14 protein-coding genes are annotated in these 16,266 nt (G+C 38.9%); 1 reads left to right on the top strand and 13 read right to left on the bottom strand.

The features are described 5' to 3' along the window. Positions 1 to 6: 6 nt before the first annotated feature. The 5 genes from AC4E8C_RS05355 to AC4E8C_RS05335 form a co-directional block, all read right to left on the bottom strand. Entirely contained in the window at positions 7 to 999 is a 993-nt protein-coding gene (locus tag AC4E8C_RS05355) for a glycosyltransferase family 2 protein (RefSeq protein WP_490210874.1), read from the bottom strand. Positions 1,000 to 1,026: 27 nt separating this feature from the next. Further along, complete coding sequence (locus AC4E8C_RS05350) at positions 1,027 to 1,716, bottom strand: sugar transferase (protein ID WP_490212478.1); 690 nt, start codon at positions 1,714 to 1,716, stop codon at positions 1,027 to 1,029. 45 nt (positions 1,717 to 1,761) lie between these two features. Next, complete coding sequence (locus AC4E8C_RS05345; RefSeq protein WP_490210872.1) at positions 1,762 to 3,087, bottom strand: UDP-glucose dehydrogenase family protein; 1,326 nt, start codon at positions 3,085 to 3,087, stop codon at positions 1,762 to 1,764. Positions 3,088 to 3,514: 427 nt separating this feature from the next. Continuing rightward, positions 3,515 to 4,198: a CpsD/CapB family tyrosine-protein kinase gene (locus AC4E8C_RS05340; protein WP_490210871.1), complete on the bottom strand. Its 684-nt coding sequence runs from the start codon at positions 4,196 to 4,198 to the stop codon at positions 3,515 to 3,517. After that, the gene (locus tag AC4E8C_RS05335) at positions 4,188 to 4,931 is read right to left on the bottom strand and encodes a YveK family protein (RefSeq protein ID WP_490210869.1); all 744 of its coding nucleotides are present in this window, start codon (positions 4,929 to 4,931) and stop codon (positions 4,188 to 4,190) included. Before AC4E8C_RS05335 ends, AC4E8C_RS05340 begins: the two co-directional genes overlap by 11 nt. A 261-nt stretch (positions 4,932 to 5,192) precedes the next feature. Between AC4E8C_RS05335 and AC4E8C_RS05330 the strand changes: the two genes are divergently transcribed. Beyond that, the gene (locus AC4E8C_RS05330) at positions 5,193 to 6,143 is read left to right on the top strand and encodes an LCP family glycopolymer transferase (protein WP_490210867.1); all 951 of its coding nucleotides are present in this window, start codon (positions 5,193 to 5,195) and stop codon (positions 6,141 to 6,143) included. A 199-nt stretch (positions 6,144 to 6,342) separates the two neighbouring features. On the opposite strand, the gene AC4E8C_RS05325 is transcribed toward AC4E8C_RS05330, so the two are convergent. The 8 genes from AC4E8C_RS05325 to AC4E8C_RS05290 form a co-directional block, all read right to left on the bottom strand. Continuing rightward, on the bottom strand, positions 6,343 to 6,693 hold the full coding sequence (locus AC4E8C_RS05325) for a hydrolase (protein WP_490210866.1): 351 nt from the start codon (positions 6,691 to 6,693) through the stop codon (positions 6,343 to 6,345). Positions 6,694 to 6,843: 150 nt separating this feature from the next. After that, positions 6,844 to 8,244, bottom strand: a complete 1,401-nt coding sequence (locus tag AC4E8C_RS05320; RefSeq protein WP_490210865.1) for a purine-cytosine permease family protein — start codon at positions 8,242 to 8,244, stop codon at positions 6,844 to 6,846. A gap of 684 nt (positions 8,245 to 8,928) precedes the next feature. Continuing rightward, positions 8,929 to 10,512 carry a SagB family peptide dehydrogenase gene (locus tag AC4E8C_RS05315; protein WP_490210863.1) on the bottom strand — a complete coding sequence of 528 codons (1,584 nt, stop codon included), beginning with the start codon at positions 10,510 to 10,512 and terminating at the stop codon, positions 8,929 to 8,931. A gap of 22 nt (positions 10,513 to 10,534) precedes the next feature. Beyond that, on the bottom strand, positions 10,535 to 12,475 hold the full coding sequence (locus tag AC4E8C_RS05310; RefSeq protein WP_490210862.1) for a TOMM precursor leader peptide-binding protein: 1,941 nt from the start codon (positions 12,473 to 12,475) through the stop codon (positions 10,535 to 10,537). Then, positions 12,453 to 14,420, bottom strand: coding sequence for a putative thiazole-containing bacteriocin maturation protein (locus tag AC4E8C_RS05305; protein ID WP_490210860.1), 1,968 nt, complete (start codon positions 14,418 to 14,420; stop codon positions 12,453 to 12,455). Before AC4E8C_RS05305 ends, AC4E8C_RS05310 begins: the two co-directional genes overlap by 23 nt. Positions 14,421 to 14,763: 343 nt before the next feature. After that, positions 14,764 to 15,039 (bottom strand): heterocycloanthracin/sonorensin family bacteriocin, encoded by a 276-nt coding sequence (locus tag AC4E8C_RS05300; RefSeq protein WP_490210858.1) that lies wholly within the window; start codon positions 15,037 to 15,039, stop codon positions 14,764 to 14,766. A gap of 221 nt (positions 15,040 to 15,260) precedes the next feature. Continuing rightward, positions 15,261 to 15,755: a carbonic anhydrase gene (locus AC4E8C_RS05295; RefSeq protein WP_490210856.1), complete on the bottom strand. Its 495-nt coding sequence runs from the start codon at positions 15,753 to 15,755 to the stop codon at positions 15,261 to 15,263. Positions 15,756 to 15,834: 79 nt separating this feature from the next. Next, positions 15,835 to 16,200: a Na-translocating system protein MpsC family protein gene (locus AC4E8C_RS05290; RefSeq protein WP_490212477.1), complete on the bottom strand. Its 366-nt coding sequence runs from the start codon at positions 16,198 to 16,200 to the stop codon at positions 15,835 to 15,837. Positions 16,201 to 16,266 lie beyond the last annotated feature (66 nt).

Here is a 16,266-nt window from a genome sequence, read left to right as displayed (position 1 = left end):
CTCTCATTATGATAATTCCCGGCTTCTATGGCTCCCAGATGACTGATGACCCGGTACTAAAAAAGGAGATGTGTCCTTTTTAAAGAACGAATATATAATAAAGAGCATATTTTTGCTTAAGAAAGTTCCTAGGTACATGAGAATCATTTTTATGGAAAAGGGGTATGCCCTTATTGCGAGCTTTAAAAAATCTCTGCCTTTCTTTATGGCTGTCTTGTTCTTACCTACAATCCCAGTTCTAACCATTATTTTCGCCATATTTACATGGGCTAAATAATAGTCTTTATTATTTAATGCATTTATTAAAGGTAAGTACTTTTGATAAAAGGCTAAATGACCCATTATTACAGACCTGACATTTGTTGTAATTCTGTCTCCACCATGTTCATTAAAAAGAACAAGTGCTTCCTCCACAACATCAAACTCAGTAATTTGAGCTAATCTAACCCATAAATCCCAATCCTGGCAGCTTGGCAATTCAGGATCAAACCCGCCTGTTTCTAATAGAAGGTTTTTTTTAATGATTACAGTCGATGTCGTTCCTACACAATTTTTCTTTAATAGCTCGAATAAGATTTTGCCTTTATTTTTGTGGATTATGACTGATCTTAGGGCTATGCCTGAAATATTTTTTACACCTGTATAAACAACACCAGCATGAAGATTTTTTTTAAAAAGTTCCATTTGTTTTTCTAGCTTTGATGGAAGCCATTGATCATCAGAGTCAAGAAAGGCAATATAATTACCTGTAGCCCTTTGAATCCCCGTATTTCTTGCTTGAGACCCTCCCTGATTAAATTCATGCCGTACATAAACTATCCGGGGATCATGCTCATTTTCTATTCGACTTTGGGTATTATCCGTAGAGCAATCATCTACAACAATAATTTCAAGATTTTTATAGGTTTGGTTTCTTAAGCTTTCTATTGCTTCCATGACAAGACTTTCTCTATTAAAAGTAGGAATAATGACACTAATCTTTTCTGGCTGATTATCCATAAAAATAATCACACTTCCCGTTTTTTATTAATAGGCACCTTTTTTCAAAACTACTACTAATAAAGTCTTAACCAATATTTTTATATCAAAATACATGGACTGGTGGTAAACATAATAAAGCTCCAGATCTACTCTGTCGGGATAACCAACATCACTTCGACCGCACACCTGCCAATATCCCGTCATTCCCGGTTTTACTGCAAGGAGTTCATGCACTCTATGCTTATATTCCTTCAATTCCTCTTCAACAATTGGACGGGGACCGACTAAACTCATCTCCCCTTTTAATACATTAATTAATTGAGGGAGTTCATCAAAGCTAAACTTTCGCAAGATCCGGCCCAATTTGGTAATTCTAGGATCCACATCCTGTTCAAGTTTGTAATTGTTATGAATGTATTTTTGATATAACGCTTTGTCCTTTTTTAGTATTTCATGAGCATTCACTACCATGGATCGAAACTTATAAATATAAAAGAGTTTTTCATTTTTGCCATATCGCTGCTGTTTAAAAAATAACGGCCCTTTAGATTCACCAAAGCAGTACAAAATACTAACAAGTACGAAAAGGGGAGATGCAATAACCAAACCTAAAATGGCTCCTATAATATCGAGACTGCGTTTTCCGAAGGAATATATTGGTGATATTGAGGCTTTATCTTTTAGTGGAGCAGCTGGTGTATTGGAAGGAGCGGATTTAATCTGGGAAGTTTCCATACTCATATAGAATGTTCACCCCATGCCTCTATGGTAATTACTTAGTCAGATGTAAGTCTTAACTTCCATATTTATAACTGCAGGTCTGCCTATTGAATGATATTCAATTTTGTTTGCTCTCAGTGTTTCGAGATCTAAACAATTCCGGCCATCTATTACAAGTGGATACGCCATGGTATCAAATATCTTTGGATCAATACTCTTAATCTCTTCCCATTCGGTTACAATTAATGCGCCATCACAGTCGAGAATTGCTTCTTCCACACTATTGGCAAACTGAATCCGGTTATATATAAGCGATTTCGCATTCTTCATTGCTACTGGATCATAGGCAACCACAAGGGCTCCAAGTCTGGCAAGTTCTTCAATAATCAGGATAGAAGGTGCTTCGCGCATATCATCTGTATTTGGTTTAAATGCCAGGCCTAGGACAGCAATTCTCTTTCCTGCCAGAGAACCAAGCCGCTTTGTTAATTTTCTTACAAGGAGACCCTGCTGCTGCTTATTTACGTTCACAACGCCTTTTAGTAATTCGAAGTCATAATCTACGTTTCCGGCAATCTGGATAAGTGCCTTCGTATCTTTTGGGAAACATGAGCCCCCATATCCAATACCTGCTTTCAAAAATTGGTTTCCAATTCGCTGGTCAAGGCCCATGCCATTGGCAACTTCTTCTACATTGGCATTTACACGTTCACAAATGTTCGAAATTTCATTAATAAAACTGATCTTGGTGGCAAGAAAAGCATTCGATGCATATTTAATCATTTCAGCACTACGGATATCAGTTTTGTATACTGGCACACCGAAAGGCCTATTTATTTCTTCTAATATATTTGCTGCTTCATCACTATCTGCTCCTATGACAATGCGGTCACCATGAAAGGAATCATGAATTGCAGATCCCTCTCTTAGAAACTCAGGATTTGAAATAATATCAACCTTTACTTCATTAGGTAAGTTTTCGTAAATTAGCTGTTTGATCTTATCGTTAGTGCCTACTGGGACCGTGCTTTTAGTAACTATTATCGTGTCTTGTTTGATATATTTGATGATATCCTGAACAGCTTGCAGAACAAAACTTAGATTGGCTGAACCATCCTCCTTTTCAGGGGTCCCAACAGCAATGTAGACTACCTCAGATTTCCCAATTCCTTCTTCAAGGTCAGTCGTAAAAAACAAACGTTTTTCTTTAATGTTCTTTTTCATATAATCACTTAAAGACGGTTCATAGATAGGTGATATCCCCTTTCTCATCCTCCCAACCTTTGCCTCATCAATATCGATACAGATTACGTGATGGCCAACTTCTGACAGACTTACACCTGTAACAAGACCAACATACCCCGTACCAACAACCGCAATATTCATGAATACTCCCCCAATTGATACAGCTAATTTTATAGCTTCCTCCATTAGTTTGCTTTCCAGCATTTATTTAATTTCTATCTCAGCTGTTAAAATACAACTTTCCATAATTGCCAAATTGGAAAGGGCTGTCCTAGCTTTTAGCCTTTTAACAGAAGTTCTGACTTAAGTAATTCTTTAGGTATTGATTTGGTTTCTCAAAAAAAATTATGTAACCCATCCCACCGCTGGATGATTACTCTTTAACTATTGTTAATCAAATTTCATCCTTTTTACGGGAATTACACTCCCCTTTTCTAGTACCAAAGACTATTTCAATTTATGTAGCGATTTTTATGAATATGACTATCTGCTCATAATTTAGAATTGTTTAAATATAAAAAAAATGACCTCAAAATTTGAAGTCACTTCTAGGTAAATTGATAGAGGCCTAGCTATAGTAGTAGTGGGACTCTTTCTTACTTGAATCATTTAAAATGGTTCCTAATATTTTTCCATCCGAAGCCTTAAGAACTTCGATTGCTTTTTGTGCAACTTCAAATTGTGTTAATTTACTCCTTACGATCAGAACCGACCCATCGCATAAATTTGCTAGAATTTGAGCGTCAGTCACTACTAAAACGGGAGGCGTATCAAACAGAATAATGTCATAAAATTTTCTTGCTTCCTCAAGCAAAGCATTCATTCGTTTTGAAGCAAGCAGTTCAGCTGGGTTGGGTGGAATCGGACCGCAGGCAAGTATATCCAGATTTTCAATTTCACTAGAAATAACGGCTTCCAAGAGTGTTGATTCACCAACCAGAATATTACTAAGTCCCCTGGAATTATCAATACAAAAGGTATAATGGATTGTTGGTTTCCGTAAGTCTGCATCTATAATCAAAACAGATTTTCCCTGCTGGGCATAGACAATAGCAAGATTGGCTGCTGTCATCGACTTTCCCTCACCGGGAGAGGCTGAAGTCACGAGTATAGATTGTACATCCTCACCTGCAGAGGCAAACTGTATGTTTGTCCTCACTGTCCGGTACTGTTCAGAAACAGAAGAGCGCGGGTTGAGTTTTGTAATTAAATGACGCATTGCTGATTTTTTACTATGCACTTTACGACGCATCTCCAACCATCACTCCTTCTTTTTCCTGGACAGATTGCACTACATTGTATATCTCTTTATCATCAACATGAGAAATAACACCCAGAACAGGGATTTTTAATTTTTTTATTATATCGTCCTCTGTTTTAATCTTGTTGTTCAAATATTCCATTAAAAAGGCAATCCCGACACTTACCATGACACCTAATATCATAGCAACTGCAATGTTTAATACTTTATTGGGTGAAACGGGTTTCGGGGCAGTTGGAATCACTGCTGGTGATAAGATTTCCACATTATCCACATTCATTAGCTGTGGGATTTCTGACTGAAAAACATTTACTGTTGTATTGGCAATATCAGCTGCCATTTTAGGATCATGATCACTTGCAAGTACCGTAACAACCTGTGAACTCTCTTCACTTGAGATCTCGATTTTTTCTGCTAACCTCTGGGGTAAATTCAGTTTTAATTCCTCAGCAACATGGTCCAATATCCTCGGACTAAGAATAATGGCCTTATAGGTATTGATTAACTCCACATTTGTACGGATATCGTTCTCAGAAAACACCTGCCCGGGAGCCGGATTCTTCTGATTCACTAAAAACTGCGAGCTGTTTTGGTAAACAGGTTTTAGGACAAAGAAACTAATGATTGCTGCAATTAGTGATGCTCCAAAGCCCAAAGATATAATCAGCCACAGCCACTTCCTAATAACCTTTATTCCCTCTCTTAAGGAAAGCCTTTCGTCCATAATTTACCTCCACTAAATTAGTACAATGAAATATGTCTATTTATAGTTATGCTCGTCCAAGGGGATTAATGACGTGAAGATGTACTGGCTTTAAGGTATTTTTTAAGACTAAAGGCTCATATTCATTTTTTGTAAGGCATAGTTATTAATTGTGCATCTGCTGTTTACGTTTAAATTAATTGGTTATCCGCTTTATAGAATTGATGAGAATAATAGCTTCCCCAGATTACTAAGCAATATTTTTAGGAAAGGATATGGCATATGAAAAAAATCTTAAAAATAATCACCAGTATTATTGCTGTGATAGCAATTGGAATTGGGGGCAGCGTTTTTTATTTCTACAATTCCGTTAAAGATACTGCTAATGAAATGCATGAAACTATAAAATTGAACAGACCACAGAGTAAACCAGTCATTAGTCAAAGCAGCGAGTCATCAGAATCTTCCCCGGAGCAGCAGTCCCCTCAATTCCCCCAGCCCATCTCGATCTTGCTTATCGGGGTTGACGAGTGGACAGGTGACAGAGGCAGATCCGATACCTTAATTGCCATGACATTGAATCCAAAAAAAGAAACGATGCAAATGGTAAGCATACCACGTGATACAAGAACGGAAATTATTGGGCATGGAACAACTGATAAAATTAATCATGCCTATGCGTTTGGCGGACCGAAAATGGCGATAGAAACGGTTGAAAATTTCACTGGTGTAAAGATGGATTATTTTATTCGGGTAAATATGCGGGCATTAAATGCCCTTGTAAATGCAGTAGATGGGATTACCGTTTATAATGATTTGGACTGGATTGATGAGGGCTATTATGAAAAGGGATACCATTACACCAAAGGAGATATTGAGCTTAATGGGGACAAAGCAATAGGTTACGTTAGAATGAGACACCTTGATCCAGAAGGCGATTTTGGCAGGAACAAACGCCAACGGCAGGTTATAACAGCCATTCTTGACAAGGCTGTTAGCGTATCTTCTATTACCCGCTTTTATGATATACTGAAGGCTCTTGGTGATAATGTAAAAACAAACATGACATTCGACGACATGATGAATATCCAAAAAAACTACCGCGCCAGCAGGAACAATATATCCCAGTATGAAATTCAGGGTATAGGTACAAAAATCAGCGGAATCTACTATTTAATCGTTTCCGATGAGGAAAGAGCAAAAGTAACCAATATGCTAAAAGAAAATCTATAGCTCCCCAAACATTAACAAAGCATGAAAACATGGAAGCAATCGCAAAAGATGTTAAACAAGCACCTTACGAAATCGGAAGAGGAATGTCCTAACTGCTATAAAAAAGACATCCCCCCTGCACAGAAAAATAGGGCTGGAAGGATGTCTTTTTTTATAGATTTATTGGATATGATTTATTTTCTTATTAAACATTTTCTTACTATTTAAAGTTTTTATTTTGGTCATTTGTCAGCTTATTCCCGAAGATTCCCAAGCTGTTGATCTGTTCCCGGGTTTTAGCATCTCCCTGAACATAAATCCAAGCATAAATAGCCTGCAATCTCTGGTCAAATTCTTTATTTTGAGGATCATGGTGATATTCAAGAAAAGGGACATGGGAACGCATATAACTCTCCCAATCCGTTTTATGGTTCTCATCAAACAACTGTTCCAGCTCCGCAATCTCCTGCTCGGTTGCTTCCACCTTGAAATCCCATTCTGAGTGATACGGATCTCTAGCTATTTCGTGAGATTGAATATTAATATAAAAGTTTTGCTTTTGCGGTTCCATTGTACCATCTCCTATCCCATTTACTTATTCTTTACCACGTTTTAGGAACCATTAACCTTTTCTAATTAACGGAATAAAACCGGAAATAGAAAAAAGGGAAATAACCCCCTGGTTATTTCCCTTTTCACTATATACACTTTAAATAACAACTTACGACGCCATATAATCTTCTTCCGATCTCTCGTCTGCATTACACATGCTATAATATTTTCCATTTGTCAGCACTGCTATAACTACAGTAAGGATAGAAGCTAAAACTGCCGCGAAAAAGGCTGCTGTACTTTGTAAAAACAACCCCATATAACCTAATGCTGCAACCGTACCTAAAACACTTGCAGTAACTAACGGAATGACTCCAACAGGATTCCATTTATGCAAATTTTCTTGTCTAGCCTCATAATAACTAGGACCAATCTTTAATATCTTTTTCACAACTAAAGAATCAGTAACCAAAACAGCTGCCCAAGTCAAAAGAAAAACCCCTTGGAATGTCATGGCCGTATCTAAATGATCCAGTATGCCGCCTAGCATCAATGCCATTGATATTACCCCAGCCACTACAATCCAAAAACGTCTGCCTGGTTTAAATTTAAAAACATTCTCAAAAAAACTAGATAGTGAAAGTGAAGCACTATAAATATTGGTAATATTTATTCTGATTTGAGTCAACAAAGTAAATAGGACTCCGCCTAAACCAAGGAGCGATACAATGTAAACACCTGGATTGGATTCACCTAAACGAACACCAAACCATATTCCAAGTCCGCCCATTACTCCAAAACAGAAAATTTGAGGGACAAACCCAATCATGAATGAACCAATTTTAATATCCTTTGGTTTTAGGAACCGTGCATAATCTGAACCAAGAAGAGCGGTTAACCCCATTATACCGTGCTGCATCCCGATGCAGAGCAGCAAAGCTGTTCCTCCCGTTTGTACACCCTCTGGCAAATAGGTCCAAAAGTTTCCGTCGTAAAGTGAGGTTTTATTGAATGCAATTATGATAGTGGTTATTAAAAAAACTCCGAAGATTGGCAGTGACCATTTTTGCAATTTATCCAACTGCTTGATCCCAAACCAATTTAAGGGTATAACGACTGACCCAAAGATGATGATTAAAAGCCATACTGGGATGAAAGGGAAAAATGCATGTATCGCAGCAACTAATATCATGCCTTCAAATGCACAATACATGATAAAGTTGGATGCGTAAATAATAGAGGTCAATGAGGCACCTATATATCCGAATCCTCCTCTGGATAATAAATTAACATTCATTCCAGATTTAGCTGACAAATAAGCAATGATTGTTCCGAGTACTCCAGCGACAACAATTGCGTAAATGGCTGAGATGATTGCGTTAACTGCCCCAAATTGAAGCGCCATTACACTTCCCATTTGAAAGTAAAATATAGCTGTAGCGATTCCAAAGGTAATGTTGGTAACACTAAACCAGCCCATATTCCTTTTTTCAACTGGTACTTTATCGTACGAATAATCATCTTTTATCTCTTCTTTTTCTTTAAAATCTGCTGTTTGGGCATTCTTCATCTTACCATTCCTTTCTTTGTATATGTTTTCACATATTATAAATACAAGACACTTTAATGAATAATAAATGAAAATAGGAAAAACTCTTATTTTCATTATGCTTTGCAACATAACAGCTAAATAACAGTATGAATGGGAAACATCTGCCCGTTTTATGGGCAGCTTGAACATAGGATTTTTTTAAGAATCATAATTACTGCGGAGAAATGATTCAATCATTTGTACTCATACCTAAGTATGACTTTTTAGAAGGATTAAACCGCCGGGTTAGGCAGCTAGATGTAAAGTGGAGGTTGTGTAAATAGCAAAAAACATAACTCGCGTAGTTTAATAGTGGATAAATGTAAACAATAAAAAAATGAGTACGTAGTGGGGCATTTAGTGCCCGCTGAACTCATCCCAATTCAACATTTAGTGTTATAGAAAGCATGCCATGTGGGCTAACTTCATTACAAGAATAAATAGCTTTTTAAAACCTCGCCTTGTTAATATATTACTAGTTTAACACAATCAGTTTACATAATCAAGGTCACCTGAACCTGACACATCTCCATGGTTCGGAAACCGTATAAATATCAGGAAGAAATCATTGAGGATTTAGCTTTATTTAATTTAATAAACTTCAAGGCTCAGTCATAATAAGACTGAGCCTAATTTTTAAAAACAAGCACCACCCAATCTCTCCTAGCTTAACAAACGTCCTTTTAACCAGGCGCGGGGACGGTACGGACCCACCGGGATTTGGATTAAGCTGGTTTTTCCTTTTGAATGAATCCTGTATAATTCATCACATTGGTTTGCATTAAATCCCAGTAGTGGATGACCTCCCATCCCTAAGGCACACGACACTAAGAGCAGCCGTTGGACAAGAATGCCGGCTTCCATTTGTTGAATCCGATATCCTCTATACCCCATTTCTTCTTTGAGGTGATCCTTGTCCCCAACGACATGCATGCAGAGTGGTACTTGATACAGATTTACATTGGGCATTGTTAATCCCGCCTGTAAAAACTCTCTAAAATCCCCGTGGTTTATTCTCCGAAGGGCATGTGCGGTATTGTCATATGAGTAAGCACCATTTGGGACTCCATCCACATTATAAAAACTGCCATACAAAGAAACACGAGTCAGACCATGCCCATCTGTTTCACCAAGATCATTCTGGTACGTGAAGGAAAATATCTCGTTTAACAAGGAGGTAAGCTGTATTTGACTCACTTTTCCTATGACAAAATCGATATCAGGAGAGTGCCGCTCCCTGCAAACGGAGGCAAGATCATACGAAAGGCGTTCTGCCAAGGGAAGGAAAATCATCTCCGTATCTAAGGATTGTCTCATACTATTACGTTTCCTTATCTTCACAAATGACTCCGTTGTTTCAAATATGGATGCCTCATTCATTTTTTTCAGCAACGGATAATCAATAACTCTCTTTGAACGGTTATAGGAAACATGCTGAAGCAGTGGTACTTCCCGGGACAATTCATTATCAGTAACAACTTCCCCTCTACTATGATCCTCAACACTATTGTTAGATTGATTAATAGATAGGGGGATTACAGCATATACATTTTCCTCCTTTTCGGACAACCCAAGCAAATGATTCATAGAACGATCAAGAAATTGGTAGAATACCCGAGTTGAAAACCCCATTCTTTTAGCCACTTCTAAAGATTGCCCAATTAAAACACCTGCATCTAACCCTTGGAGCCTATAGGAGAAATTATTATACTTATAAAAATTTTTCCAAAAAACCGTTGAGACAAAAACAGTACTAAAACAATCAGAAAGATCACAGCTATTGCCAAGGCATCTTGATAAGTAGGAATCGTAATTTCCTTCTCGAAGCAAAAGGAGGCGGTGATGTGCCGCATCATAATGGTAAATTCCCTCTGGTGCTTCCTTCAGCTTTACATACACATATAATTCATTGGGATATAATGCCCCGCCAGAGGGTACAAATCTGCGTAATAATTGGGCATAACTCACTGCGGCTTTTCCCTCGGTATCCTCGACTAAAGCGGATTGTGAGTATTGAGTAAGACCGTATACATACCATAAGAAATGACCCAGCTCCTGTAAACTAGGTTCTGCCTTAGCTTCCCTTCCGACCAGTGTTAATGGTACATCTGAACTCAGTGGAATCTCTGGTAAGCCGCGGTACAGTTTATAGGGAAGTGGTGCATCCTTCCAATCCACTTGCCAATCTGGTGGAAAGATTTTCTCCGTCTCAAAGTGAAGATGATGTACAAATGTTTCAAGCTCCAATCTTACACCTCCTACTTTTCAGTTATGGAAATGGGTGGGGATATGGATTAAGCTGTTCATATGATAACGGCTGTTTACTAAATCCAAGTTTCATTGGTACTTTAAGTACCCTTTCCAGCCCTTTCACTCGGGTTAGGTGATGTCCAAATGTCATCGGTAACATACCTGGAATCAATACCTTCACACAGAATAGTCCATTTCGTTTGATGATCGGTGTCGTCTGGTTTACCACAATGACCTCCAAATCTAAGCGGCGGAACCTCTGAAGAATATCCTGGAGATCTTCCTTCAAATCAGTATTTGCAGGCGGCTCTTTGAATTCTTCTGCAAACGTACGTAATGGACGATGATCATCCAATAAAAAATTCAGTCGCTCCTCTGCTTCTTGCAGCCCGTAGAGCAAACCATGGTCCTCCATGGTACGTACGGCGTAAGGGTTCTGTAACATAAGTTCATATTTCTGCTTATTTGCCTCCAATTTCTTGTCATGTCTCACCATCATTCCCGCAAGCTCGTAAATCGCGCTTTTTACAGCCCTTACAGGATCAGGGCTAGCTCCGGCTGCACATATGAGGTTTACACCATTGGATCTTCTGTTTTTTGCCACTCCCCAAACACTTGGAATCGCATGTTCCATCGTCGAATTGTAAAAATGTAAGTCATATCCCGCCACCTCACGTATACGTTCGACCATCAGCTGTAATTCTTGATCGTTAGTCGAACTAAGGTCAAGACGCGGAAGAGGGAGTTTGGCATACCAAGTTAACAAGAATGAATCTCGCTCGACAACCTCCATAATGGCATGGAAAATAGCTTCTTCTAAACTCCCTCCTAATGCACATCCGTTGGAGGTTTCATAAACAAAGCACTCCCCATAGCCCAAACTGTAATAAGCGAGTAACTCCGGGACCAGTATAGGACGTTCTTGTAAAAACGAATAGCCCCAGACCCAATTCATTGGGTTATCAGGATGAAACGGTTTAAACGGAAAATCAGGCTTTGCATATTGTTCCTTTTCATGCAAACCTGCTCTTGCAGGATTTAGGGCATTTTGCTTTAAATTATTATAACTATCACGAACTACCGTCCTTTTGCCTCGAGGCTCGATTCCGCAATATCGTTCCAACCCCTCTAAAATAGCAGTCAGCTCACTCATTTCATATGAAATAGAACGGCCAGCGACTCCCTCGTCCGCTTCAAATAACGGCATGTTCATTAAAACATCAGCAAATGGAAGCGTAAAATCCTGAATTTTTCCATTCATGACACCAGTACGGTAATCCAGATAGTCTTTGACTAGTACTGATTTGAATTCATCCATCGAACGGCTGCGATAACCGCTTCCATTAAACTTAGGACTGGATTCTAACCTAATTTGGGCTAATTCTAGTGTATCATCAGGTAATGGCCTGCAATTCGGGCACATTGGATTAGGTAAGAAAAGGTGGTTAGAAATGGTTAACGTTCTTAGGTTAATAATGCACACTCTTTCTTCTAAATTACTGAGTTTTCCTTGAAGAATCTTTTGAACTTCGTTACATATCAAAGCTGCCATTTGTGATAGTCCTGTTCTTGATGCCCATGCATCTTGCATGACACTTTCTCCTTCTGCCATCCTTAGCTGCAGCTGCCACATTTCTTTTCGATCGGATCCAGCTAGCATGCGCCGTATGTCAGCGCAGAAAGAACATCCCGGTGTGTCAGGGCGAACTAAAGGACCAATGATTCCCTCCCCAAATGAAACGAAACCTCGAAGCCACGGAATACCTCTGTTCCTGTATTTTTCTTCCGCTTTTTGATGAGTGGCAGGATTGCATCCATCATGCAGCACCAGCACTAATTCTGTTTCTTCGGAAACCTCTTCTAATAGGCTTTGACGCCTTACGTGGTAATTCCCGGATAATTGACCAAAAACATAATCCGCTAATAAACCCTCTCCGTCAATGAGAATATGGGCGGCCATAAGGATCCTCCTCTCGAACCTTCACACCATACACCCCTGCTAATTCCTGTTTTAAAAAAGGTTCAAACGCAAGGTCATAAACGGATAGTCGCTTGCTGTTTTGGTATAAGATCTGAATGGAAGATTGTAATAGCTGCAATTGTGTGACTTCTTCACAAGATGGGATTTCAAGTTTAAATTCCTGTTCTTTCAAAAAGACAGCTGACTCCGATAGCCTTTCGGCTGGATGCACCTGATTTTGTGTATTCGAAAGCGCTTGTTGTAATGAACTCCGTAAAGCCAACGTTGCATTTAACCCTGTACTAGTATATCGACGCCCCTTTGACTTTACCCATATTACGGGGAAACCTAGTATTTCATTTTCTAAACCGATGGTCGGCGCACCATTTATGGCCGTCAGGGCATTTAAATAAAATCTGCAGCGCGGATCTTCAATATCTCCCAGTTGTACGCGAAAAATAGGTTTTCTTAAATCACCCTTTTCATTTCTCAATTCTTTCTCTAAATAGGCTTGCAACCCTCGACAAACTGCCTCTTCAATTGTTTCCCCTGCACCAATGCCAACTAATCCCCCTGGTATGTTTTCATCAGATTCATCTTTTTGCTCACTATATCCCTTGAGCATTTGTGAAACATACATTTCAATACCAGTCAGTCCCGCTTCCCTCTTTGCTTCCTCATGTGTAAAACCCGAACAGACAACCTCTGGCAATAGATCTGCTGGTCCCTCTGACAATGGATTAACTGCTTGAACATAACATTGTGAAAGAGGAAGCTGTTTCAAGTTTCGCTCATCCCAAATATGGAAAATCCCGGTTTCCTCCGAACTTAATAGACTGAAATATTCTAAAAGGTTATTCGAAAGTTCTTTTTTACTCATTTCTTGCTTTATCCTTACATCAAGATCTTCTACCAGTCTAGGCAAGTCACTTTTATTCATAACCAATGGATGTGCGATGTATGAAATCCAGTCTCCTTCCAACGTTTCAAGATCCAATTTGTAAATTTGGTTACTCTGATTTGAACCAGCAATTCCTGCTGCCTTTTTGAAAAATTCGAATACAGTTACATTAGCCAGAATGGCTCCTGCAGTTGTAGAGAAAGATTGCGGCTGCCGATCTAATTGCAATGAAGATTGATGAAGTCGGCGCCATGCTGACTCCCAGCATCCCTCTAAATCCGGATGAACCAATGGACCCGCCAGCCCCACTTGGTTCAAACATATGGCAGGAAAGAATCCTTTCCTTTGCTCTTTGCAAACTATATTCAGATCCTTTAATTCTTTTACATTTCCATCCTGAGAGACATATAGGATCCAATCATATGGACGCAAAGCTTCTTTCCAATCACCCACTTCATCCCTTTTTTCTAATGGTACTTGCTCAACCTCCACTTCTGAGTCAGCATTGTGGGCATAGCGTACTAACTCATTTATCCGCAATTGATCTGCAGGTACTGAATCGGTCAAAATAAAGTGGAATTTGGGAAGCCCCGATTCAATTAAGGCAGCAGCTAATGAAACCATAAAGGAGCCAGAACCAATAGCTAGGACCTTAGCTTGACGGTATTCTTGAAAACGGCAGGCACCTGAATCTACAAAACTTTCAATAAATTCAATTTGAGAAGCATACTTTTCTAGGACTTTTGGGTTTAAATTATGTGCTCTATCTTGACTAACATCTCGAACAAAGCCATTCTTGTACAAGGTTTCTCCTATCTCATATACCCTGTTGCGATACGGTGCCGTTAATCCCTCTGTTATTTCTCCCAATGGGTGCTCGCCATTAAACATCGGTAATAATTGTTCAATCCATTGGTAAATCGTATTTCCTTCCATTCGGAATGAACTTACGTTATTTCTGAAATACACACCACCCTCTGGATCTGGCAGATAAAATGAATCCCTTTTGACCTTTAAACGTGTGGACGAGTTAAGTTTTGTCATTCAGCTCCTCCTTAATTCAAATCACTCCTAATTATGCACTATCATTTTATGTACATTTATTTGTCCATTATGATTAGAAAAGCGAAAGTGCCCTGTTCAGCGGCGTATGGCCTGGAGCACTCCAACCGAGATAAAGGAAACACGAAGAGCGTTAGCGATTCGATGTTGACTTATCGTAGGGCGGTGAGCGAAGGACACTAGCCGCTAGGGCACTGGAGCTGGACATATTAAAAGCAGAACTTTATAAATTATCAAAAAAAGAAGTACCCCCTGGGGCACAGGTCCATGCAGGGGGCACTTTCTTATCATAAAATAACTAACTTTTTCTGAGACACCAAAACAACTAAATAAAACCGAATCCGAAACAGCTAAAACCAACTCCGATACCGATACAGCTAAATCCGAAGCAGCCACCGCATCCACCGCATCCGCCACAGCCGAAGCAGCCGCCACAACGAAATCCACCGCAACGAAAGCCTCCGCAACGAAAGCCTCCGCAGCCTCCGCAACGCATTCCAAACAGACGCATATCTTGGCTCTGAGGATCTATAGGGATTAATTCACCAACTTGGTAATGATCCATTCCTAATGATTGTAAACCACTCTGAAAATTATGCATTTTTTCCTCCCCTTTATATTTACTAAACAGGTTAGACACCTGGTAAAAGAGTGTAGCGAAGAAATTGATGTTATGTGTAAATGAAACCATCAAATAATACGTCTACTCTCTTCAACAAATTATGAATCTTTTTAGGTGGTTGTTACTAATTTAGGAGCCTATTTCTAGCTAAAAGAAACATAAAAAAAGACACCTTCTTCTTTTAGAAAGGTGCCCATTTGCTAAAAAGGAACTGTTTGCTTTACATTCTCTTGATCAATAATTAACTTCTTGACCTTCACATATGATGGCAGCAGAGGATGATTGCGAATGATGTTAATTGTTTTTTGTACGCTGTCCATTACTGTTTTGCCACCCTGTAACCATTCACTTACCGTTCCCTCATGAAATTCCGGCATGGTATTTTTAAAAAGGTAATCAAGTGTTTGCAGCTTATTCTGTAATTCTTTATTTTTATATATTTTGTTCAGGATATCCCCAGCATTCGTTTGATAATCATGTGTAGAAACCACAACGATTTCCTCGACATCTTCTTTATAAACTGCAATAATGATATCTCTCATTAAATCGTCGAAAGGGTTTGAAATAAATGCCTGATAACTTTGCAGGATTATCATGTTTTCCGGATGCACATTGGTTTCCTCTTTAATAAAGCGCTCTAATTTATGTTCCATTCCTGTCACAAATAGTATCTTTTTCTTCTCGGCCCTAGACATCAAATTCACCCCTTTAATGCTTTGGAATTTTGCTTCTAGTAAGTTTCTTTACCCTATCTGTTATGAAACGACCCTTAAATTAACATAATTTGCTTTGCAAGTCATTGGAAAGCTTAAAGACTATGATCCGTTCTCCAGTTTGTGTACTAATATCGGTGTGAAAGCTCACTACCTCTTCTCCTGTGACCGTTAAGATAATTTCCTTTAACTCATTCATACCGGATTCCACTAAACTGTTACGGTGTTCTTTTACAGATAACAAACCTTCTTTATCCTGACATAGTGTATATTCAGCAGGAGTTAATATTCCACTCAGTACCACAATCACCATATCCCTTAGGATATCTGATTTAACAGACACAGAGCCTCGTCCAAGATAATTTTTTTCCCAATGTGTTAAAGCTTTGCTAATTTCAGCTTCAAGCGTTCCTTTTGATTTATCCATACCGATTCCTTTTCCTTTTTTCATAGTTACATTCATAGATAACCAAATACTCCCTATAATATTATT

This window comes from Neobacillus sp. SRL179, assembly GCF_984799095.1.
Note: the sequence above shows the minus strand (reverse complement) of the source record. Positions and strands in the feature narration are given on the sequence as shown.